Below are 22032 nucleotides of genomic sequence, written 5' to 3' on the forward strand. Positions count from 1 at the left end.
TGCCCGTAAAGGCCCGATTGGTGAGGAATGATAATCAGCGGGAGAGGAACAAAACCCCCACTGATTAAAGTTTCACTTTATATTTTATGCATTTTTCATTTTTGCAAACACCCATACTTTCAGGCGTGAGAATAACGCTACAAATACAATTGTCACAACAATTCCTTTAATCAAATTAAATGGTAAGATTGCCGTTACAACCGTTGTTCTTATAGCCTCGCTAGACATAGCTGGTGAATTTAAAAACCAAGTGTAAGCTGGGAATATAATGATGTAATTTAATACACTCATAATGAGCGCCATTGTAATTGTCCCTAGCATTAATCCTGTCGTTAAGCTCTTAACAGTACGATACTTCCTAAATAAGAAAGCTGCCGGTCCAATAAATAAACATCCTGCAATAAAGTTAGCAATTTCTCCAACTGGCACTCCCGTTAAACTCCCTTGAATCCCGTAATGTAAAATATTCTTTATCGCCTCTACAATTATCCCTGCAACTGGCCCGAAAATAATCGCAGCAATTAGAGCTGGTACATCACTAAAATCAATTTTTAAAAATGGCGGAAGCCCTGGGAACGGGAAATCCAACATCATCAGTAAATATGCAATACTACTTAGCATTGCTACACTCACCATCTGCACTACACTGTTTTTTTGTTTCATCTTTCTCTCTCCTTTTCCATCGATCATCTCATGGAAAGTGGAAAGGTTCTGCTATGCCTACTTTTTCATAGAACGAAAAAACCCTTTGTGTTTTACACAAAGGGAGAATTTAAGGCACATCAAACAGACGTTCAAATTCATATCTTTTTTGAACGCTTGAACCTCCATCTTCTCCCATCCAGACTGTACTGTCGGCTTTGGAATCACACCAAATCCTGCCTTAACGGCTCGCGGGCTTAGAACAAAATCACATATAGTTCATCACCGCCGGTCGGGATTTTCACCCTGCCCCGAAGATAGACCGATATTCTATTTTCCACTTCATTATACAACAACACGATTGTATTGTGAACAAAAAAAGTGTAACTTATTAAAAATAAGTTATTAATTTTATATAATCAAAAACCAATCACTATATTTTACAATACACCCCAGTTTTTTTACAATTCGGCATTTCTCCTATGAATCCCCTAGTCATATATAATTAAAAGTGATAAGATGTTGAATTGTTAAGATAAGAACATTTTCTGGATTATGGAGGAAATGTCATGAAGAAAGAAAAGAGACACTCTATTCGAGAAACAATGAAAAAAAACTTAAGAAAAGAATACTTTTATTTGAAAAAAGAATTACTTTTCTACTGTCCAATTGATTTAGGCACATTCTCAAGAGAGACATACTATGCTGCTTTCGACGAAGATGGCATCAGTATTTATCAGTATGATAAAAAAACAGAGAGTAAATTAAAATTGTGTGAGCGTCATCCGTGGAAGAATTGGAATAAAGTGAAGGTGGATCATTATTTAACAACTTCTCAATTTATTTTTCAAGGTGAGCGGAACTGGATATTATCCCTTTTTCAAAAAGGAAAAGAAGCTCAAAAGATAATCGAAGAGCATACATCTTTACAAACTGAAGTTGTTTCCCGCTCTTTCTTAAAAAAACTTCCAGGTTTCCGTTCTAATGCACCGTTGAATAAATACATCGGCAGCATTTGCTACACTGCACTTATTGCATTTTTATTAAAATGGATGATTCCATTTCAAGCACCACAAATCGCCTTGTACTCCATTTCAATCGGCTGTATGCTTCTTGGTTTACTTTGTTTGACAATCGGTTTAATTGAACCGACTATTGTACTGTTTCGAACAAACGAAAAAACAAGAACAAAAGTATTTTACTTATATAGCTACTTAGCTATTTCTGGATTTATATGTGTCTTTATTTTTTGGTAAAAAAGAGCTAGTTAAACTAGCTCTTTTTTTCACTTTACGTATAATTGTTGATTTTGATAAATCAGCTCTTGCTGCAAGCCGTTTTTTTCTTTAATTTCCTTAACTGTCATACTAAATTTCCGGGCAATACTAACTAAAGTGTCCCCTTTTTGCACGACATATAACGATGAGGAAACGACTTCATTTCTTTGTTCATTTAAAACAAGCAATGGATTCATTGCATTCTTTTTCGCCATCGTCCATCTGCCTTGATGAACTTCTAAATGTAAGTGTGCACCTCGCGATTCTCCCGTATTTCCTACTTCTCCAATTATTTTTCCTTTTGAAATATTATCCCCTTGAACTACATATCTCTTATTTAAATGTGCATACACAGCCTCATATTCTCCATGTTTAATAAATACAACGTTTCCATAACTACTTGAATAATAAGACTTTGTTACCTTCCCCTCTTGAATAGCTGCCACAGGCGCGCCGATCGGTGCCGCTATATCTATACCGTAGTGTTTTCCATGCCTTGTCCCAAAATAATCACTTATCTGCCCTTCAACAGGCCATGTCCATCGATTTCCATCTGCGTACACATGTAATTGAGATAAAAACAGTACTGTCAATAACATGACGCCACATTTTAACACTTTCATATATATCCTCCGTTTTCTAATTAACACCATACCTTCTCTATTTTGGTATATTACAGAAAAAAGTATACAAAAAAAGAAAGTGAATCACTCCACTTCCTTTTCTTTTTTATCACGAAAAACGATTGCACTGCGATTATACTCCACATCTTTTACTTGTAATCGAGCGTTTATTACTCTAGCTACTGCAAACAAATAATCAGATAATCTATTTACATACTTTAGAACAACTTCATTTATTTCCCCTTCTTTTTGTAAAGACACGATACATCGTTCTGCCCGCCTTACAACTGTACGTGCAATATGAATAGCTGCTGCCGACTCACTTCCACCTGGTAAAATAAAGCGCTCTAACGGCGGTGCTTCTTCTATATACGAATCAATCCTTCTTTCTAAGCTTTCGACCATTTCGATCTTTACTTTATAAGAAATTTTCCCCTCTACTATCGCCAAGTCTCCCCCGCAATCAAATAGTTCGTGTTGAATATTTTCAAGTTCATTGTAAATATCTCCAAAAGACCCGCCTTGTAGCTTCGTCATCGCATATCCAATATGAGAATTCGCCTCATCTATCGTGCCATATGCTTCAACTCGGATATCATCTTTATCCACTCTGCCGCCTATTACACTTGTTATCCCTTTATCTCCTGTTTTTGTGTATAATTTCATCGCTTCACGACACCCCTCTTATTATTCTTCATTCGACTACGATAGAAAAAAAGTTCTACTATTATTTATTTACAAAAAAATAAAAAACAGTAGAACTTTATGTATTATCAACTTTAAAAACATATATCTAAATTATACGATTTGGTAAATATACAGAGAATGTAGTTCCCTCTCCAACAACACTTGAAACAGTAATTTTGCCATCATGGCCTTGCACAATATTTTTTGCAATCGCAAGTCCGAGTCCTGTTCCACCTTTTTTTCCACGTGTCCTTGCTTTATCAGCTTTGTAGAAACGATCAAATAAAAATGGAATATCTTCTTCTGGAATGCCGGCACCCGAATCTTGCACTTCAAAAATAAGCCCATTATTTTTCGTATCAATTACAAGCGTTACATGTCCGCCTGCATTCGTATGACGAATTGCGTTATCAATTAAATTCGTCAATACTTGTTCCATACGATCTGCATCAAACGGGTATTGCTCAATTGGATTTTGGAAATCAACCGTTAATGCGACTTCTTTATCCTTTGCAATTCCTTGGAATTTACGACCTATTTTTTCAACGAAAGGATGAATATCAACTTCACCTATATGTAACTCTACATTACCGCTTTCCATACGTGCTAAATCTAATAATTCATTTACAAGTTTACCTAGACGAACGGATTCATCATAAATGATTTGAACAAACTCATTAATTTCTTCTTTCGTTTGCACAATATCATCTAAAATCGCTTCACTATACCCTTGAAGCATTACCATCGGTGTACGAAGTTCATGTGATACATTCGCAATAAAGTCTTGACGCATCTTCTCAAGACGACGTTCTTCCGTCATATCACGCAATACAGCTACAGCTCCACGAATTTTCGTTTGGTTGTAAAGCGGCGTCATAAGAACTACATAGTTACCTTTTTGTAAATTAATTTCAACCACTTGTTGTTGTTCGCTTTCTACAACGAGATGGAATAGTTCAACAAGTTCAGAAGGTAGTTTTTTACTCAACTCTACTTCCTTTTCTTCTTGCCAAACTTGTAAGAAATGTTCAGCCGGCGGATTGATTACAACGACTTCACCTTCTTGATTTAATGTAATAACCCCATCTGCCATACTACTTAAAATACTAGCTAACTGTTCTTTTTCTTGCTGCAGGGCATTCATATTAAACTTCAACTGTTTCCCCATTTGATTTAAGGCCGTTGCAAGCTCACCAATCTCGTCCTGAGATACCATAGGAGCCTTCGCATCAAACTTCCCACGCGCCACCTCAAAAGCAACCTCACGCATTTTACGGAGTGGTGCTGTAATTCGAGTAGACAAGAAGAATGCAAAGAAAGTTGTTAATATAATCGCAATCCCTGCTGATAAGAAAATGAAATCCGTAGTTCTCTCCATACCTTGTATCGGCACTTGTAAAGATTCATATACAAACACTGCACTTTGATTTTTTGACTGTACTGGTTTTCCGACAATCATAATATCATTTTCAGTGTTTTTATTCTTTCTACTATTAGAGGCTTTTCTAATGTTATTCTTAATTTCTTTTTTGTCTGTAAAAACAGCCGCTAATTCTTTATCTTCTTTCAAATCATTCATTGTAAGAGTGACTAACCCTTCTTGTTTCGGCGAAGAAGATATTTCTTTACCATCTTCTACGATAATGATCCTTGAAAGTGGATCAGAGAATTTGTACGCGATATTCTCAATCGTTTTTACATCGGCACCTTCTTCAATTAACTCTGAAACACTTGTTGCAACTTTTTGAAGCCTTGCTTCACTCATATCAACATAATATGTTCTAAAAAACTGTGAAAGTAAAATCGCAACAAATCCAAGCACAAACGAAACGAGAAGTAATATGGTCATCCATAACTTCCCTACTACACTTCTCCAAAGCATCAGTCGTTCACAACCTCAAACTTGTAACCTACGCCCCAAACGGTAACAATCATCTTCGCAGCATCTGGTGATTTTTTGCTTAACTTCTCACGCAAACGCTTTACATGCGTATCCACTGTACGTAAATCTCCGAAGAATTCATATTGCCATACTTCTTTTAACAATTGTTCACGATCAAATACTTTATCAGGCGCTTTCGCTAAGAATAATAGTAATTCGTACTCTTTCGGTGTTAAGTTCACTTCATTACCATCTGCTGTAACACGGTGTGCATCATTATCAATTGTTAAATGAGGGAACACAGTAACATCTTTTGTCGTTGTATCTTGTGTAAAGAATGTTGTTGGTACAGCACGACGTAATACCGCTTTCACACGAAGCACTACTTCACGCGGGCTAAATGGTTTCACAATATAATCATCCGTTCCTACCTCAAACCCTTGTACTCTATTTACTTCTTCACCTTTTGCTGTCAGCATAATAATTGGTGTTGCTTTCTTCTCACGAACCCCTTTACATACTTCGATACCGTCTTTACCAGGCATCATAAGATCCAATAGGATTAGATCATAATCATTTTGTAACGCCATTTCTAAAGCTGTATCACCATTATCCGCTTCTTCAATTGTGTATTGTTCTCTTTCTAAATACATTTTCAATAAACGGCGGATACGATCCTCATCATCTACAATTAAAATTCTTGATTCATTTTCCATTTTTACCCGCTGTGTATTTTTACCACAACGGTTCACACCTACCCTTCTACACTATTATGTTGCGCTATTCTCGTTTATTTAAGCACTTCTCTAAATGTTTCACTTTCCACATTATGCTTCACAAGAATAATAAATTTTGTTCAATTTTTTTCCAAAACTATGTATTTTTTTTGAACAGTATATAATGTCCTCGACATCATTTTACAAAATCAACTGCTACTTTGTCATGTTTTTCTCAAAAAAGAAGAAAAGTTGACAAAAATAAAATAGGAAAGTGACATTCACTCTCCTATTTTATTTCTCTATGCGTATGAATGTAAACCCGCGATAATTAAGTTTACTACAATAAAATTAAACATAATGATTGCAAAACCAATTACCGCTAACCACGCTGACTTCTCTCCGTGCCACCCTTTTGATAAGCGTAAATGTAATACCGCCGCATAAAAGAGCCAAGTAATAAGCGCCCAAACCTCTTTTGGATCCCAGCCCCAAAAACGTGTCCACGCTATTTGAGCCCAGATCATCGCAAAAATTAGTGCACCTAATGTGAACACCGGGAATCCAATTGCAATAGACCGATATCCAATTTCATCTAACAAATCACTATTCGTATTTTTCACTAACGGCTGAAGCGCCGCTGATACTCGTTTACGTAAAGTAAGCCTTAATACGATATAAAGTAACGTTCCGACTAACACAGACCAAATTACAGTATTTAATTTTTTCGCATTTACAATCGCTGGAACTTCAACTGGCGGCTCTAATTTATTTTCTGTCAATAACTTTCCTTCATGCGGTCCAACTAAAGCCGGAAGATTGTACTTCATCTCCATTTGTTGCTCATTCTTATCAATCCATTGAAACTTCGCTTCATATTTCATACTAGAAAATACCGTTGTTACTCCAATAAACCCAACTGTACAAACAAGTGTAAACACGACCGTTTCTAACCAAAATGTACGTTTAGTTCTCGTTGATTGGTCTACATTTTTCAATAAATACATAACACCCGTAATAAAACTAATTGCTAAGATTGCTTGTCCTGCTGCTGCAGTCGTCACGTGAATATGTAACCAATTACTTTTTAAAGATGGGATAAGCGGAGATATTTCCCTTGGAAACATACTTGCATAGGCAATTAATAAAAGAGCAACTGGCAATGCAAATAGTCCAATTATACTTACGCGGTACATAAAATACATGACAATAAATGCTCCGACAAGCATCATGCCGAAAAACGTACCGAATTCAAAAAAGTTACTAACTGGTGCATGACCTGATGCAATCCACCTCGTTACAAAATATACTGTTTGTGCAATAAACCCTAAAATTGTAATCGTTATTCCTACATTTGCCCATTTATGACCCTTTTCTTTAATTGCTCCCCCGAAAAATAGAGTGGCAATCAAATATAAAATAAATGCGGTAAAGAGAAAGTTACTACTTATTTGCACCATATCGTTTCCCCACCTTAACTAATTTTTTTATCGACTACTTTATCGCTCGGCTGCGGAATTGCTGTACCTTCTAGTACTCTTTCAATATCTTTCTTTAAACCGAACCAATTTTTATTTGTATGTCCTGCAATCCACCATTCATCATTAACGCGTTGTATCCAAATACGGCGATGATTCCAATACATTCCTTGAATTACACCAACCATAAATATAAATCCTCCAATACCGAGAATCCAAAGCGTTAAATCTTTCCTTACAGTAAGTGCTGTTGCATTTTGCATTTCAACACCTGCAAACGACATTTTATATTTGTTATTCCCATCTGGTTCTATATTTTGCTGAATACCAACAAAACTCACTTCACCATCTGGTGTTTCAGGCGTAAACATTTTAAACACAAATGCAGGATTATTCGGTAATTTCGTTTTTGTATTTGGTCTTCCATTCTCATCAAAATAAAAATCAGGAAAATAGCTTAATAGTTCTAAAGAATAACCATTTCCTAAATCATATTTTTCTGCAGGATTCGTTAAATCAACTTTAATCGGTCCCCACTTTTGATTATTTTCTTTTTTTTGCAAGTTAAAGGACATACTTTTAAATTCATTTTCTTTATAATCCACTTGATAAACAGCGAATTGATCAAATTTCAGCGGTTCATTCACTCGAATTTCCGCTTCTTTTACTTTTTCTAATTTCGGACTTTGCCCTGCTATATTTTCACCTACCGCTTTATACAATACAGCATTCGTTTGGAAGTTTTTCGCAATCATTTTATCGCCTACACGGTCAATTGCTTCATCATAAACTTCCTTATCCTTACTTTTATCATAAACTTCCTTTATAAACTTCTCATTTTTCAAATAGTACTGTCCATCCGTCCCTGGTATTTCTTTCGTTTCACCATCACGTAACCAAAGCGCTTCGTCTACATACATACTCGGTAAAAAACGAAGCATCGCACCGAATAAAAAGATAATAAGACCGATATGATTTACATATGGACCCCAGCGTGAAAAACGTCCCTTTTCCGCTAAAACATTTCCGTCTTCCACTTTCACATTATAGTTTCTTTTCTTTAAATTCATTTGTACTCTTTCCAAATCACCATCTTGTGGTGTACCAGTTCCGTATAATCGTTGTCTCTTTAAAAAGCTAGGGTGTCTTTTCACCCCTTGTTTTTTTAAAGCTTTATACAGGGGAATGACGCGATCTAAACTACATATCACAAGTGAAATACCAATTGAAGCAATTAAAATCATATACCACCACGAACCGTATAAATTATTAAATCCTAATTGATAGTATAATTGTCCTAAAAATCCGTATTCTTGTTTATAATATTCAGCTGGTGCAATCCCTGGAGTTATGTACATTTCTTGCGGAAAAATAGTTCCTATCGCTGATGCAGCTAAAGTGATTACAATGAGCCATACACCCACTTTTACAGAAGAGAAAAAGGTCCAAATTTTATCGACTATCGTTTTTGTTTGCGTGAGAGATCTCCGCGCACTCCCCTCATAGCGCATATCCAATAGTTTTATATTTTCATTGCTTTCAAATGGTTTCCCGCAAGCTTCACAAAAAACGGTTCCTATTGGATTCACATGTCCACATTCACACTTAATTTCTTTCAATACTCTCACCGCCCCTGTATCTATATGTACTATTGTATATTCTAACCTAGAGTTACCGCAATACTCAGAATTTTTAAACCGAAGGCGCTATAGGTAAGCGCCTCGTATGTAAAGGCTTTCTTTATTACGGAGTAATTTTCTTTAAATACTCCTCCAATTGTTCCTTCGTTTGTTCACCTTTAATCTCTTGAATCACCTTACCATCTTTATCAATCAAGAAGCTTGTTGGTAATGGTATTACTCCATACGTTTTTATAATTTCTCCACCTTTATCGATTGCAACCGGGAACTTAAGATCGTATTGTTTCACAAAATTCTTAACAGCAATATCCGTTTCATCTGCATCTAGCGCAATGATTTCTACGCCTTTTTCTTTATACTTTGGATATAATTCGTTCATATATGGCATTTCTTTCTCGCAAGGTTTACACCAAGTGCCCCAAAAGTTTAAAAATACACCTTTTCCCTTTAAATCTTTTAATTCAATTTTCTTCCCTTCTAAATCTGTTACAACAAAGTTAGGTGCTTCTTTTCCGATTTGCATTTTCTCTTCTTCAGTGAAATATCCTTGATAAAGTGTAAATCCTACAGCACCGCATAAAATGAGCAGAATAATAACACGAAATAATAAGCGATTTTTTTTCATATTGTCTCCCCTCTCTTCGACGAGTGATGAATATATGTATTTTTTAATAAATCACCAGCGGAGCATTCCACTGGTGAAAGTTTCACAATATCGATTAGCGAGGCTTTGTAGAAGCCAATGCGCGTAATTGTTTCACCTCATGTGGTGTCAATTCTCTCGCATCACCAGGTCGCAGGCTTCCTACTTCTAAGAAAGCATAGCGTTCACGCTTTAGTTTCACTACTTTACAATCTAAAGCTTCAAACATACGACGTACTTGACGGTTACGTCCTTCATGAATTGTTAATTGTACAATCGCCATTTCTTTACGCTTGTCCCAAGAAATAATTTTCACATTTGCTGGTGCTGTTTTTCCGTCTTCTAATGTAACACCGCGTTCTAACATGCGAATTTTCTCACCTGTTAGTGGACCCTTTATTTTTGCAACATATGTTTTTTCAACTTTATATCTAGGGTGCATTAATACGTTTGCGAAGTCCCCATCGTTTGTCATTAATAATACGCCAGACGTATCATAATCTAAGCGTCCGATTGGGAATAAACGTTGTGTAATATCCGGGAAAAAGTCTGTTACAACATTTCTTCCTTTATCATCTGATACACTTGAAATTACGCCAGTTGGTTTATATAGTAAAAAATAAACAGGTTCTTCTTTTTCAAGAGGGATGTTATTTACTTCTACTTTATCTTGAGGAGTTACTTTCGTTCCTAACTCCTTCACTATTTTTCCGTTAACTTTCACTTTTCCTTGCTGAATTAATTCCTCAGCCTTTCTTCTCGATGCAATACCTGCTTGCGCAATCACTTTTTGTAATCGTTCCATTTCTTTTTTTCACCTCGAATTTATCTTACCTTACATTAGAAAGACTTGGCAACCGCATACGCTTGACGGCTTTTCGCTTCATCTTACTTAAACAACATAGCGATGATAATAAACATATAAAGGTAAAATCATGTTTTTACCTTTTATTATTGTCCATCTTTTTCATATTTCTCACAATAAAAGTTCATCATTTTGTCAAAAATACCGCATAAAAAAACCACTATTAAGCAGCACCTTAATAGTGGTCGTATACATATTATAAGCGAAATAGCATAAAAAATGAATAGCATTACTTAAACATTAAAGAAACAAACACAATTGAGCAAATAATTCCGATTAAATCGGCAAACAGTCCAACCTTTAATGCATCTCCCATTTTCCTAATACCAACAGCTCCGAAGTATACTGTTAAAATATAAAAAGTCGTATCTGTACTACCTTGCATCGTAGAAGCTAGTCTTCCAATAAACGAATCTGGTCCATATGTAGCAATTAAATCTGTCGTGATACTTAAACCAGCAGATCCCGAAATCGGACGTATAAGTGCAAGTGGAACGATTTCTGCTGGAACATGAATCAAATCTAACATCGGCTTCATTACAGATATCATTGCATCTAACGCACCTGAAGCTCGGAATATAGAAATAGATACAAGCATTCCAACCATAAACGGTAAAATGGACACTGCAATTTGAATCCCTTCTTTTCCTCCCTCAACGAACGATTCATACGTCGGCACTTTCTTTATCGTGCCATATAAAAGGATAAAACCGATTACACAAGGGATTACCCATAATGAAATGGTATTTACAATACTCATTTTTTCCGCCCCTTTCTACTCCTTCTTCGGTAAAAATAGCGGTCAATCCAGATTGCTCCAATCATAGAGAGTACTTGTGCAATGAATGTTACCCCAACAATTTCAGTCGGATTCGCTGATTCATAAGTCATTCGAATTGAAATGACGGTCGTAGGAATTAAAGTAATAGCTGATGTATTTAATGCAAGAAACGTCACCATAGAACGACTGGCCGAATCTTTCCCTCCATTTAACTCTTTCAGTTGTTCCATCGCTTTAATACCAAGAGGGGTCGCTGCATTACCTAACCCAAAAAAGTTTGCCATCATATTCGATAAAATAAATCCCATTGACGGATGATCCTTTGGTATTTCTGGAAACAACCTTTTTACTATCGGCATAAAAAGTGACACTAACTTTTTTAACAATCCTGCTTCCTCTGCAATTTTCATTAAACCGAGCCAAAATACTAATACACTAATAAGTCCTATACAAATTGTTACTGCATCTTTTGCCCCGTCAAATACGGCTTTATTTATTGCTTCCATCGTTCCATTTATCATGGCATATACAATCCCTATGACTGCCATCGCTACCCATACGAGATTAACCATCGCTCCCAACACCTATCATATGAGAAAAAATTTCTTTCACATTATTCCAGTACATTCCCGTTGCAGCTACTAACTTTCGTTTACTATAAAATAAATTCCGTTCTCCAACTTTCTCATTGCCAACATAAATTTCTGTCTTTCCAACCTTTACGCCATCTTTAAGTTTTGCACTTTTATCGAGTTCAACTTTTAATACGACATTCTTTCTCTCCTGCTCAGTTAAAGGCACCGCAAAACTATTTTTCGTATAAACATGATTGGCATATTTCTTTTCAGTTATTTCAGCAAGAGCTCCTTGCCCTACAACGTTCGTTTGTTTAAAACGTTCAAAACCTTTATCAAATAAATTCATATGATCATCCCAATCACTAGAAGCGCTCAAAGTTACGACAATCAGCTCTAGTCCATCTTTTGATGCCGTTGTGACCAGCGTACGTCCTGCTTTCTTCGTAAAACCTGTTTTCCCTCCTGTTGCAAATTCATAATACGACGTCACGAGTTTATGTTTGTTTTTCCACGGATAATCCCATGAATCTGATTTATACGTTTTTGTCCCAAAAATCTTCTTAAAGGTTTCGTTCCCCATTGCATACTTCGTTAAAAGTGCCATATCATAAGCCGACGAATAATGGGATCCATCTCCATCCAAACCATGTGGATTAGAAAAGTGAGTATCTTTCATTCCGATTTGTTTCGCCTTTTCATTCATTAAATATACAAACCCTTCTATACTCCCTCCTACATTTTCAGCAATTACTTGTGCTGCATCATTACCAGATCTAAGCATGAGTCCGTATACTAAATCCTCTAACTTCACTTTCTGTCCAGGCTTTAAATAAATTGCTGAACCTTCTACTCTCACTGCTTCATTACTAACCGATACCATTTCTTTCATTTTCCCTGATTCAGCAGCTAACAAGGCAGTCATAATTTTCGTTATACTAGCAATCTTTTGTGGCTCATGTTCTGCTTTTCCGTATAATACACGACCTGACTGTTGCTCCATTAATACAGCATTTCGAGCACTGACATTACTATTCATCTTTGCATATGTAGGAATTGGCATAACGCTTGCGTACATCATAAGAAGCGTGATTATTACACAAATTCGTCTCATATTTCCCCCCACGTCCTTTTGGCACTTTTTGTACAAGTGTATGCTTGGCCTTTTAAAATATGAACGAAATCTCCCTCTCCTTCCAATAAAAAAGACGCAGAGAACCTGCGTCTAGTACGGTGTCCATTCAATTTGTTTTGCACTTTCAAATCTTTTTTCTACATCAGGCCAATTTACAACATTCCACCAGTTTTTAATATATTCATCTTTGCGATTTTGGTATTGTAAATAATACGCATGTTCCCACACGTCTAATACAAGGAGCGGTATCGTATCCCATTGTGTAAATAATTGATGAAGTGTACTCTGTAAAATTTCTAATCTTCCCGATCGTGGCACCCAAACGAGAATCGCCCATCCTGATCCTTCCACTTTAGAAGCTGCTTCTGTGAAATGTTTTTGAAAACGTAAAAAACTCCCAAAATCTTGTTCAATCTGTTGTGAAAGAGCACCCCTTGGACTTCCGCCACCATCTTTTTTCATGTTATTCCAAAATATCGTGTGTAAGTAATGGCCTGATCCATGAAAAGCCGCTTCTCTTTCCCAATGCTTAATTAGATCAAATTGATTTGTTTTTCTCGCCTCTTCCATCATCTTCTCTGCCTTATTTAATCCTTCCACGTAACTGCGATGATGTTTATCATGGTGTAACATCATAATTTCTCTAGAAATATACGGTTCTAACGCATTATACGGATAAGGTAATGGCGGGAGTGTATGCCCTCCAATTGGAACAGCTCGTTCACTATCCCCTCTTTCATATAGTTCATATTCCTCTTCTCCCTGCACGAATACTTCCTGCAAATGATGCTGAATATGTTCTACATCGTCACTTATTTCATACATAAACTCTGCATCTGTATCATACTCATGCTCTTTCATACGGTCTAATAACGTTTGAATTTTATAAGCAAGCATATGGACATCATACACTTCCACTGCGCGGCTATCTAATACGTGAAGAACACTTTCACACCAACTTTCTACTTCATGAAAGTAATCTGTAAATACACCTTGCTGACTCATGTTACACCTCCTTAATGCTATCCCCTTAAATATATTCAAAGGAAATCTCTTATATAACTGCACAAAAGGAAAAGAAGCTAAGTCCCCTTAGCTTCTTTTTTCGCAATTAATATTTGTGTAACATCTTTGTTTGGTAATCCGTCTCATAATATTCTAGTTCTTCACGCATCAATTGAAATTTACCTTCTAAACTCTTCATCACTTGCTCTATAGATGCAGGTGGCGTTTGCTGAAAAACGATGGAATTTTTCCCTGTATAGGCAGACCGACTATTTTCATACCAATGATCACTCTTTGGTGAAAAAAACTCTGCAATTACTTGATGATAAATTTTATATAAAATTTTTTCAGCTGCTGTTTTTCGAAATGGCTGGCTATTTAACAAAACAAAACATGCATCATGCCCTTCTTCACAAAAAACGAGAAGACGTCTTATTGATGCTAATAACCCTTTATAATATTGTTCATTCCCTGCTGGTGTCTCTTCTAATAAAGAAGGTAACGTATGATAATTTACATAATTGGTTATCAAAGTAATAACATCTTCTAAAAACATAGAAACTTGTTCTGTTTGATTTTCAACCATTAGATTAGACATTTTTCCCTCTCCTTTGCCATTTCACGCTATTTCTACTCTTTTATTTTTATGTAATTCAGCCAATATTTCTTGTACTTTCACCACTGTTCCCGCATCAAAATATTGTTGGAATTCTTCTATATTATTTAAATACAAACGTTTTTGCATGCGAAGCCCATTCTCTTTCAGTAAACAACATATCGCTACAATATCCCGTAAATATATGTCTTGTTCTTCTACTTTACATACTGGATTTCCTTCAAAAGGAGTAATTTCTTGTAAAACTTCTTCAAAATACCGAACGTATAAAACGGAAAACGTTCTCTCTTTATTATTTAATATATATGTCACTTCAGATCTATTAAAAAAATCTTCTGATGTATTAGGTTTTGCTTTCTCTAACTCGTACCCCGCATAACCTATTATAATCATCTACTTCCCCTCTCTTCCTTCTTTCAATTTATTTTAACTTAATTTTCTGACAAACGAAATACTCTTTTAAATATACCTCTTATAAAAAATAGCTTCCTTATACAGGAATTTACCTTTTTATTTTTCTTGAAGTTTGTCATAATAATATTATTGTCTCAGTTTTCTTATACAAGGAGAGTTGTATTTATGTCGTTTTCATGGAAACGTTTCTTACAAATAGGGAAATTTATCTTCCCATTTGTTGTATTAACAATTGTATTCTTTCAAGCAAAAAAAGAATTAGCAGGCATTTCTTTTTTAGAAGCAATCAATACAATTAAAAACATTCCAACCGGAGGAGTCTTTTTAGCAATTACACTTGGCGCATTTGCCGTATCAACAATGTTCTTTTATGACTATGTTATGCTTCGTTATTTAAAAGCTGATATACCAGTCCAAAAGATTTTCCGCATCTCATGGATTGCTAATACTTTAAATGGATTTATTGGCTTTGGTGGTCTCGTTGGAGCGGGTGTACGCACAATGCTTTATCGTCCATATATAAAAGAAAATGGCAAACTGATTAAAAGTATCGCCTGGATGACAACTGCTTTTATTAACGGACTCGCAATTCTTTCATTCCTCGGTCTTATTGGAATATTAGACACAAGTTTTATTTTGCATGAAAAACCGTGGCTATGGCCTGTTCTTATCTTCTTTGCTCTTTTCGTCCCTATATATATCGGCTTTTCTAAACTGAAAAATAGAAAAACAAAACAAACCGAAGGACAAGAAGAAGGAGAAGAAGAGAAAAACCCAACTGTTTTATACTCATTAGTTTCATTAGTTGAGTGGGTATCTGCTGGTATTGTTATGTACGTCATATTAATATTATTTGGCATCGATATCGAATTTCAAAAGTTTTTAGGTGTGTATGTAATTGCTGCTTTAGCTGGCGTTGTAAGTCTTGTGCCTGGTGGACTTGGTTCATTTGATCTTGTCTTTTTAACTGGACTCGGACAATATGGCATTGATACAGGCGTATTACTACCTGCAATGTTATTATATCGCCTCGTCTATTACATTTTACCTTTCTGCCTTGGTCTTATTTTTGCAGCTTTTGAAATGACAGGTGTGGCCATTAAAAAGTTTGAAGATAAACCTTTTATTGCGCCTGCATTAGAAACAACTGGTGTTATATGGACTTTGCAGCGTGACTTTCTCGGAAAGCTCGGTTCATGGGCATCTGCTGCTTTAACAGTATTTGCTGGACTAATGGTTATTTTATCGACCATTCTACCGACAAGTATAAACAGAGCACACGCCTTACATATTCTAGCTCCAAAACATCTTATTCAATTTTCTTTTAGCTTATCACTAACATTTGGTATTCTCCTCCTAATCCTTTCAAGGGGGATATATTATGGAACAAAGCGTTCTTACTATATGACGATTATTTCTTTAATCGGAGCAGCCATCTTTAATACGCTAAAAGGAATTGATATTGAAGAAACATTTATTTTATTAATCGTACTCGCTGTATTATATATGCTTCGTAAAAGATTTGTACGCGAGAAAATGGAAGTCTCACTTTCTGATATAGTAAAAGTTTTTATATTCTTACTTGTAACTTTATATTTATATAAAAACTTAGGCATTTTATTTGCAGGTGCAAAAGAAGCTTTTAAACCTGATTTTGTCGTTCGTAATATTACGCAAGTGAAACGAAGTGCATTAGCAGCTGCCTTTTTCGTTCCTACTTTTTTACTGATTGGCTCACTCATTGCCAATCGTTATCGAAATGAATTTCCCGGGCAACCAGCTAATGATAAAAGATTGCAAAACTTTTTAGAGGAACATAACGGAAATGTACTTAGTCATTTAGGATTTTTAGGTGATAAACAATTCTTCTTCAGTAGTGATGGGAAAGCGCTCCTTCTCTTCTCTATAACTGGAAAACGTCTTGTTGTACTAGGTGACCCAATTGGTGACCCTTCCTCCTACCGTACTGTGTTACAAGAGTTTTTAGCCGAAGCTGATCGATTTGGATACATTTGTGTATTCTACCAAATCGAAAGTAAATGGATGAGTTTATATCATGATTTTGGTTATAACTTCTTTAAGCTTGGTGAAGAAGCTGTCGTTGATTTGAACACATTTACAATAACAGGAAAAAAACGCGCCGGTATGCGAGCGACTTTCAACCGTTTTGAAAGAGAAGGCTATACATTCTCTATTCACCAGCCACCATTCTCAGATGAACTATATGAAGAGTTACAAAAAGTTTCAGATGCGTGGCTCGGCGGTAAAAAAGAGAAAGGTTTTTCACTCGGATACTTTGATCGTGAATATATTAGCCGAGCACCTATCGCTACATTATCTGATGCAGATGGAAAAATCATCGCATTTACAACCTTTATGCCCGTATATCAAGACGGATCATTGTCTGTTGATTTAATGCGATATTATCCAGATGCACCTAGCGGCATTATGGATGCAATTTTCATCCACCTATTCCAGTGGGCGAAAGAAAATGAATACCATTCCTTTAATATTGGTATGGCACCACTTTCAAATGTAGGTTTATCGACACAATCTTTCTGGTCTGAACGGGTTGCTGCTGCCATCTTTAATAATGTTCGTTATACATATAGTTTCAGCGGGTTACGACATTTTAAAGAAAAATATAAACCAGCATGGAGCGGTAAATATTTAGCATTTAGAAAGAATCACTCTTTACCCATTACAATGCTCTCTGTAACGAAATTAATAGGAAAAAGAAAAAACAGCTAAACATTTAGCTGTTTTTTCTTTTTTGAACTTGTACAATAAATTCTTTTTCATATTTCTTACCGTTTATATAGAAATCTCCCCATATTTTATACGTTCCTTCTACAGGAAATGTAATGCGATATTGTAATTGCTCATCTGTATCAACAGGTATTGCATACAAAAAGTTTTCTCTCTTTTCGTCCACGATATAAAGCGCCTCCACTTCTCCTCTCTCTGCATGTAATTTCAATTTTTCACCCTTTTTCGCTTGGAATTGAAATGTTAACGTCACTGGCTCATTCGGGTGCAATGCACCAAATAAAAGAGAAACTTCATACTCCCCTATTTTTTTTGTAAGTACATTATCAATTGGAAATTTTACTTTTTTCTTATTTTTCTCCTCTATTTCTTTCCCAAAATCTTTCTTCGCAAATGAGTTCACAGACTTGTTTTTGTCTTCATATAAAAATATTGTATATCCTTCATCTTTCGCTATTTTGGAAGATACCTTATATGATCCATTCCCTGCAAATGTAGGTTTCATTTGCTGTACATGTTTTAATTGTCCGTCTACAATAACTGCCCGAATTTGATCATTCACACCACGAACTTCATTATTTTTATTATTTAGTAATTGAAACGAAATATCTACTTTTTCATTTCCTTTTCCATTTGACACATCCCATTTCACTTCCTGAACATCACCTACAGTCTCTGTAGTTTCCTGATACTTCTTTATGTAAAATCCGCCTACTACAACAAATAGCAAAGCAACGAGTCCAATGACAAGATTTTTCAAAACATCACCTACCATTTTTATAGTCTCTGTTCATACAAAACTTCTTACTTATATATTCTAGATTGTGATTTATGAAATCCTCCTGTTTTGCACATATTACAAATAATAAAAAGATTTTAATTGAAAGGATTCGTAGTGTATAATGCAAATGATATTGATTTCTATCAATACATTATAAGGAGGACTTTTCATGAGTGTACATATTGAAGCAAAACAAGGCGAAATTGCTGAATCTATTCTATTACCTGGTGATCCATTACGCGCAAAATATATTGCTGAAACATTTCTAGAGGACGTTACTTGCTATAATAACGTGCGTGGTATGTTAGGTTTCACTGGAACTTATAAAGGAAAACGTGTATCTGTTCAAGGTACGGGTATGGGTGTTCCTTCTATTTCTATTTATGTAAACGAATTAATCCAAAGCTACGGAGTTAAAAATTTAATTCGCGTTGGAACTTGTGGTGCCATTCAAAAAGACGTAAAAGTACGTGACGTTATTATCGCAATGACAGCTTGTACGGATTCTAATATGAACCGTTTAACATTCCCAGGTTTTGATTTTGCACCAGCTGCAAACTTCGACCTTTTAAAGAAAGCTTACGATGCTGGAACTGAAAAAGGCTTACACGTTCGTGTTGGTAATGTTTTAACAGCAGATGTATTTTACCGCGAAAGCATGGACATGGTTAAAAAACTTGGAGAGTACGGTGTACTAGCAGTAGAAATGGAAACAACTGCTCTTTACACATTAGCAGCGAAATACGGTGTAAATGCGTTATCTGTATTAACAGTAAGCGATCACATCTTCACTGGTGAAGAAACAACATCTGAAGAGCGTCAAACTACATTTAACGAAATGATTGAAATCGCTTTAGATGCAGCAATTCAACAATAATACATTAAAGAACTCGTCATACGTCTGTCGAGTTCTTTTTATGTGACTTTTTATTAAAAACTACTTTCGGAAGAGACAGATTTTCTCCTCTACTTTTTTGTAACGTTTGTTATAATAAAGTAATCATTTACAGTATTTCTCACAAGAGGTGACGCAGTGAAAAACAGAAGTATCGTCTTTAAACTATTTTTATTAACATCAACATTATTTACAATCATATTCCTCCTCTTTTTCCTAGGACAATCTCTATTTTTAGAGAAATTTTATATTAATAAAAAAGTAAAAACAGTTCAAACTGCTTTTGAGAAGTTCGTAGATACTTACGAAAAAAGTGGTAAAACTTATGAGGAAATTAGAAAGCTAAAACAAGAATTTCATGATAAAACAAATGCTGAAATGCAGTTTTTAAATTCTAACGGAATTATTAAAAGTGACAATAATTTCTACATTGATGTCATTAATCCTAAAAATAATAAAACATATTCCATTCCACTCAACAATCTTTTAACACCAGAAGAATATAATAAATTCGAAAACTTAGGGTTGAAAAAAGATGGAGTGATAAACGTCGTCGGTTTTGTACAAGAAAATATAATTACGCCACTAGAACTGACAACGAATTATAATCGATGGCAAAACGAACATGTCAACTCAGATTTTCAATCCATTAATGGCAATCCTTCTAAAAATAGACTTACAAACCGATACAAAACTCCAACTCAAATTGATTTTACTGGTATTGTATCTAAGTTACAGCTTCCATCCAAAGCGGATGTTCGTCTTGCAAATGATCTTGAAACATTACAAGCCGTTCAATATTTTGCAGAAATTATTAGAGATGGCACTTCTAACCCGCAGCAATTAAACACTTATATACTAGATGGCGGAGAAAATATAAAGAATAGTATCTTTGTAAAACCTATTATGAAAGATGGAAAGATTACAGAATACGCTTTTGCGATAGCATCTTTGCAACCTGTTAACGAAGCAATGCTCGTTTTAAAGGATTATTATGTCTATGCCTTAATCATCGTTTTTCTCGTAATCATTTTGTTATCCTTCTACTACTCAAAAATCATTGTGAAGCCATTAATTAAAATTAATCGTGTTACAAAGAAAATGGCCAATTTTGATTTTAGCGAGAAATTACCTGTGACAGCAGACGATGAAATCGGCGGGCTTTCCGGTAGTATTAATACGTTATCTGTAAACTTAAAAGACCGAATCGATCGATTAAATGTTGCCAATACAAAATTACAACAAGATATTGAACGTGAACGTCAATTAGAGAAAACGCGAAAAGAATTCATTTCTGGTGTATCACACGAATTAAAAACACCACTCAGTGTAATTAGAAGTTTCGCAGAAGGAATTAAAGATGGCGTTAGTAAAGATACGACGTATTATACAGATGTTATTTTAGAAGAAACTGAAAACATGAACAGACTTATTGTTGAAATGTTAGAATTAGCAAAATTAGAATCAGGTACGTACAAACTAGATATGACGACATTCTCAATCGGCGAATTAATTCAACAAGTCTATACAAAGTTATTATTTAGTATGGAGGAAAAGCATTTACAAGTGAACATAGATGTAGACTCTTCTATATTTGTTACAGCGAATCGTAGTCGTATTGAGCAAGTGGTTGTGAACTTACTTAGCAATGCAATTCGCTATACGCCAGATGGAGAAAAAATACAAGTCTCCGTTATAGCAATGGAAGATACAGTAAAAGTCGAAATTGAAAACACAGGAAATCCGATCCCAGAAGAAAGTCTTGAAAAAATTTGGGATCGTTTCTACCGTTTAGATGCATCTCGTAGCCGTCATACTGGTGGTACTGGTCTCGGATTATCTATTGTAAAAAACATTTTAGACCTCCACCATGCCGAGTACGGTGTATATAATACGACTAATAGTGTTGTATTCTACTTTAATTTACAAAAAGTAAAAGAAGTCAAATAATTTGTCTTAATTTCACTAGGAGTTCACATGAAATTCACACTCTCCCTTTATAGTAAGAAACAAGTTAATCCTTTCCTTTACACACATAAAAGAGGAGAGTGCGTGAAATGAAACAAGCAGGACAACCTATTCAAAATGAAAAACAATTAGAAACTATCAAAAATATACTTTTACAATCTTCGAAACGTGATGGCTTATTATTCGTATTAGCTGTAAATTCTGGCTTAAAAGTAAGTGAAATCTTACAATTAAAAGTTAGTGATGTAATCGATGAAAATGAAAATGTTCGCCATTCCATTTTATTTTACAATGAAAAAGTAAAGAAACATAAATGGTTTGCTGTAAATGAAGACTTACAGCACGCGATCGAAGATTACATGAAAGAACGTAAAACTTGGAAACGTAATGAACCATTATTAAAGTCTCAAAAAGGAACAAAATCTATTACGAGACAACATGCATGGTATATTTTAAACAAAGCTGCAAAAGAAGTTGGATTAGAAGGGATTAGCTCACATACACTTCGAAAAACTTGGGGATATTGTGCATACAAATCAGGTGTTGACATCGCATTTTTACAACACTTCTTTGATCATAGTACTCCATCAAAAACTTTAAAGTATATCGGTATTGCTTAATAACTCTTATACATAAAAAA

21 protein-coding genes and 1 riboswitch are annotated in these 22032 nt (G+C 35.2%); of the genes, 5 read left to right on the forward strand and 16 right to left on the reverse strand.

Features of this window, described 5'->3' with window-relative positions:
- Positions 1-84 precede the first annotated feature (84 nt).
- Positions 85-663 carry an ECF transporter S component gene (locus ACUN28_RS21975; protein ID WP_000810851.1) on the reverse strand — a complete coding sequence of 193 codons (579 nt, stop codon included), beginning with the start codon at positions 661-663 and terminating at the stop codon, positions 85-87.
- A 162-nt stretch (positions 664-825) separates the two neighbouring features.
- Positions 826-965: riboswitch (FMN riboswitch) on the reverse strand.
- A gap of 246 nt (positions 966-1211) precedes the next feature.
- Here ACUN28_RS21975 and ACUN28_RS21980 point away from each other — a divergent pair.
- Positions 1212-1898, forward strand: coding sequence for a hypothetical protein (locus ACUN28_RS21980; protein WP_016088662.1), 687 nt, complete (start codon positions 1212-1214; stop codon positions 1896-1898).
- 29 nt (positions 1899-1927) lie between these two features.
- Here the strand turns inward: ACUN28_RS21980 and ACUN28_RS21985 are convergent, their stop codons facing one another.
- From ACUN28_RS21985 to ACUN28_RS22050, 14 genes are all read right to left on the reverse strand, one after another.
- Positions 1928-2542: a peptidoglycan DD-metalloendopeptidase family protein gene (locus ACUN28_RS21985; protein ID WP_016088663.1), complete on the reverse strand. Its 615-nt coding sequence runs from the start codon at positions 2540-2542 to the stop codon at positions 1928-1930.
- 84 nt (positions 2543-2626) lie between these two features.
- The gene (locus ACUN28_RS21990) at positions 2627-3208 is read right to left on the reverse strand and encodes a cob(I)yrinic acid a,c-diamide adenosyltransferase (RefSeq protein WP_016088664.1); all 582 of its coding nucleotides are present in this window, start codon (positions 3206-3208) and stop codon (positions 2627-2629) included.
- 127 nt (positions 3209-3335) lie between these two features.
- Positions 3336-5111, reverse strand: a complete 1776-nt coding sequence (gene resE, locus ACUN28_RS21995) for a sensor histidine kinase ResE (RefSeq protein WP_080118039.1) — start codon at positions 5109-5111, stop codon at positions 3336-3338.
- Entirely contained in the window at positions 5111-5827 is a 717-nt protein-coding gene (gene resD / locus ACUN28_RS22000) for a DNA-binding response regulator ResD (RefSeq protein WP_000426861.1), read from the reverse strand. The genes resE and resD overlap by 1 nt, the downstream gene beginning before the upstream one ends.
- Positions 5828-6129: 302 nt before the next feature.
- Positions 6130-7287, reverse strand: a complete 1158-nt coding sequence (gene resC / locus ACUN28_RS22005; RefSeq protein ID WP_016088667.1) for a cytochrome c biogenesis protein ResC — start codon at positions 7285-7287, stop codon at positions 6130-6132.
- Positions 7288-7301: 14 nt separating this feature from the next.
- Positions 7302-8924: a cytochrome c biogenesis protein ResB gene (gene resB / locus ACUN28_RS22010; protein ID WP_016088668.1), complete on the reverse strand. Its 1623-nt coding sequence runs from the start codon at positions 8922-8924 to the stop codon at positions 7302-7304.
- A 124-nt stretch (positions 8925-9048) separates the two neighbouring features.
- Positions 9049-9570, reverse strand: a complete 522-nt coding sequence (gene resA / locus ACUN28_RS22015) for a thiol-disulfide oxidoreductase ResA (RefSeq protein ID WP_016088669.1) — start codon at positions 9568-9570, stop codon at positions 9049-9051.
- A gap of 94 nt (positions 9571-9664) precedes the next feature.
- Positions 9665-10393, reverse strand: coding sequence for a 23S rRNA pseudouridine(2605) synthase RluB (rluB, locus tag ACUN28_RS22020; RefSeq protein ID WP_016088670.1), 729 nt, complete (start codon positions 10391-10393; stop codon positions 9665-9667).
- Positions 10394-10682: 289 nt separating this feature from the next.
- A complete protein-coding gene (spmB, locus tag ACUN28_RS22025) occupies positions 10683-11213 on the reverse strand; it encodes a spore maturation protein SpmB (protein WP_016088671.1) in 531 nt (176 codons plus the stop codon).
- Positions 11210-11806, reverse strand: a complete 597-nt coding sequence (spmA, locus tag ACUN28_RS22030) for a spore maturation protein SpmA (protein WP_000247806.1) — start codon at positions 11804-11806, stop codon at positions 11210-11212. The genes spmB and spmA overlap by 4 nt, the downstream gene beginning before the upstream one ends.
- Positions 11799-12923 (reverse strand): D-alanyl-D-alanine carboxypeptidase DacB, encoded by a 1125-nt coding sequence (gene dacB, locus ACUN28_RS22035; protein WP_016088672.1) that lies wholly within the window; start codon positions 12921-12923, stop codon positions 11799-11801. Before dacB ends, spmA begins: the two co-directional genes overlap by 8 nt.
- 111 nt (positions 12924-13034) lie before the next feature.
- Positions 13035-13949 (reverse strand): superoxide dismutase, encoded by a 915-nt coding sequence (locus ACUN28_RS22040; protein ID WP_016088673.1) that lies wholly within the window; start codon positions 13947-13949, stop codon positions 13035-13037.
- A 106-nt stretch (positions 13950-14055) separates the two neighbouring features.
- The gene (locus tag ACUN28_RS22045) at positions 14056-14547 is read right to left on the reverse strand and encodes a YpuI family protein (protein WP_016088674.1); all 492 of its coding nucleotides are present in this window, start codon (positions 14545-14547) and stop codon (positions 14056-14058) included.
- Between the two features lie 21 nt (positions 14548-14568).
- Positions 14569-14958, reverse strand: coding sequence for a hypothetical protein (locus ACUN28_RS22050; protein WP_016088675.1), 390 nt, complete (start codon positions 14956-14958; stop codon positions 14569-14571).
- A gap of 186 nt (positions 14959-15144) precedes the next feature.
- On the opposite strand from ACUN28_RS22050, the gene mprF reads away from it, so the two are divergent.
- Positions 15145-17730, forward strand: coding sequence for a bifunctional lysylphosphatidylglycerol flippase/synthetase MprF (gene mprF, locus ACUN28_RS22055; RefSeq protein WP_016088676.1), 2586 nt, complete (start codon positions 15145-15147; stop codon positions 17728-17730).
- A 4-nt stretch (positions 17731-17734) separates the two neighbouring features.
- On the opposite strand, the gene ACUN28_RS22060 is transcribed toward mprF, so the two are convergent.
- Positions 17735-18523 carry a hypothetical protein gene (locus tag ACUN28_RS22060; RefSeq protein ID WP_016088677.1) on the reverse strand — a complete coding sequence of 263 codons (789 nt, stop codon included), beginning with the start codon at positions 18521-18523 and terminating at the stop codon, positions 17735-17737.
- A 175-nt stretch (positions 18524-18698) separates the two neighbouring features.
- On the opposite strand from ACUN28_RS22060, the gene deoD reads away from it, so the two are divergent.
- From deoD to ACUN28_RS22075, 3 genes are all read left to right on the forward strand, one after another.
- Positions 18699-19406, forward strand: coding sequence for a purine-nucleoside phosphorylase (gene deoD, locus ACUN28_RS22065; protein ID WP_000110708.1), 708 nt, complete (start codon positions 18699-18701; stop codon positions 19404-19406).
- A gap of 156 nt (positions 19407-19562) precedes the next feature.
- Positions 19563-21374, forward strand: coding sequence for a sensor histidine kinase (locus ACUN28_RS22070; protein ID WP_016088678.1), 1812 nt, complete (start codon positions 19563-19565; stop codon positions 21372-21374).
- Positions 21375-21481: 107 nt separating this feature from the next.
- Positions 21482-22012, forward strand: a complete 531-nt coding sequence (locus ACUN28_RS22075; protein WP_000806236.1) for a tyrosine-type recombinase/integrase — start codon at positions 21482-21484, stop codon at positions 22010-22012.
- The last annotated feature ends 20 nt before the right edge of the window (positions 22013-22032 follow it).

Source organism: Bacillus sp. WC2507 (genome assembly GCF_052656125.1).

Excerpts from the sequence above, each read along its gene's own strand:
- ACUN28_RS21975 (WP_000810851.1), bottom strand. The coding sequence starts at position 663 with ATGAAACAAAAAAACAGTGTAGTGCAGATGGTGAGTGTAGCAATGCTA.
- ACUN28_RS21980 (WP_016088662.1), top strand. The coding sequence starts at position 1,212 with ATGAAGAAAGAAAAGAGACACTCTATTCGAGAAACAATGAAAAAAAAC.
- ACUN28_RS21985 (WP_016088663.1), bottom strand. The coding sequence starts at position 2,542 with ATGAAAGTGTTAAAATGTGGCGTCATGTTATTGACAGTACTGTTTTTA.
- ACUN28_RS21990 (WP_016088664.1), bottom strand. The coding sequence starts at position 3,208 with ATGAAATTATACACAAAAACAGGAGATAAAGGGATAACAAGTGTAATA.
- resE (WP_080118039.1), bottom strand. The coding sequence starts at position 5,111 with ATGCTTTGGAGAAGTGTAGTAGGGAAGTTATGGATGACCATATTACTT.
- resD (WP_000426861.1), bottom strand. The coding sequence starts at position 5,827 with ATGGAAAATGAATCAAGAATTTTAATTGTAGATGATGAGGATCGTATC.
- resC (WP_016088667.1), bottom strand. The coding sequence starts at position 7,287 with ATGGTGCAAATAAGTAGTAACTTTCTCTTTACCGCATTTATTTTATAT.
- resA (WP_016088669.1), bottom strand. The coding sequence starts at position 9,570 with ATGAAAAAAAATCGCTTATTATTTCGTGTTATTATTCTGCTCATTTTA.
- rluB (WP_016088670.1), bottom strand. The coding sequence starts at position 10,393 with ATGGAACGATTACAAAAAGTGATTGCGCAAGCAGGTATTGCATCGAGA.
- spmB (WP_016088671.1), bottom strand. The coding sequence starts at position 11,213 with ATGAGTATTGTAAATACCATTTCATTATGGGTAATCCCTTGTGTAATC.
- spmA (WP_000247806.1), bottom strand. The coding sequence starts at position 11,806 with ATGGTTAATCTCGTATGGGTAGCGATGGCAGTCATAGGGATTGTATAT.
- dacB (WP_016088672.1), bottom strand. The coding sequence starts at position 12,923 with ATGAGACGAATTTGTGTAATAATCACGCTTCTTATGATGTACGCAAGC.
- ACUN28_RS22040 (WP_016088673.1), bottom strand. The coding sequence starts at position 13,949 with ATGAGTCAGCAAGGTGTATTTACAGATTACTTTCATGAAGTAGAAAGT.
- ACUN28_RS22045 (WP_016088674.1), bottom strand. The coding sequence starts at position 14,547 with ATGTCTAATCTAATGGTTGAAAATCAAACAGAACAAGTTTCTATGTTT.
- ACUN28_RS22050 (WP_016088675.1), bottom strand. The coding sequence starts at position 14,958 with ATGATTATAATAGGTTATGCGGGGTACGAGTTAGAGAAAGCAAAACCT.
- mprF (WP_016088676.1), top strand. The coding sequence starts at position 15,145 with ATGTCGTTTTCATGGAAACGTTTCTTACAAATAGGGAAATTTATCTTC.
- ACUN28_RS22060 (WP_016088677.1), bottom strand. The coding sequence starts at position 18,523 with ATGGTAGGTGATGTTTTGAAAAATCTTGTCATTGGACTCGTTGCTTTG.
- deoD (WP_000110708.1), top strand. The coding sequence starts at position 18,699 with ATGAGTGTACATATTGAAGCAAAACAAGGCGAAATTGCTGAATCTATT.
- ACUN28_RS22075 (WP_000806236.1), top strand. The coding sequence starts at position 21,482 with ATGAAACAAGCAGGACAACCTATTCAAAATGAAAAACAATTAGAAACT.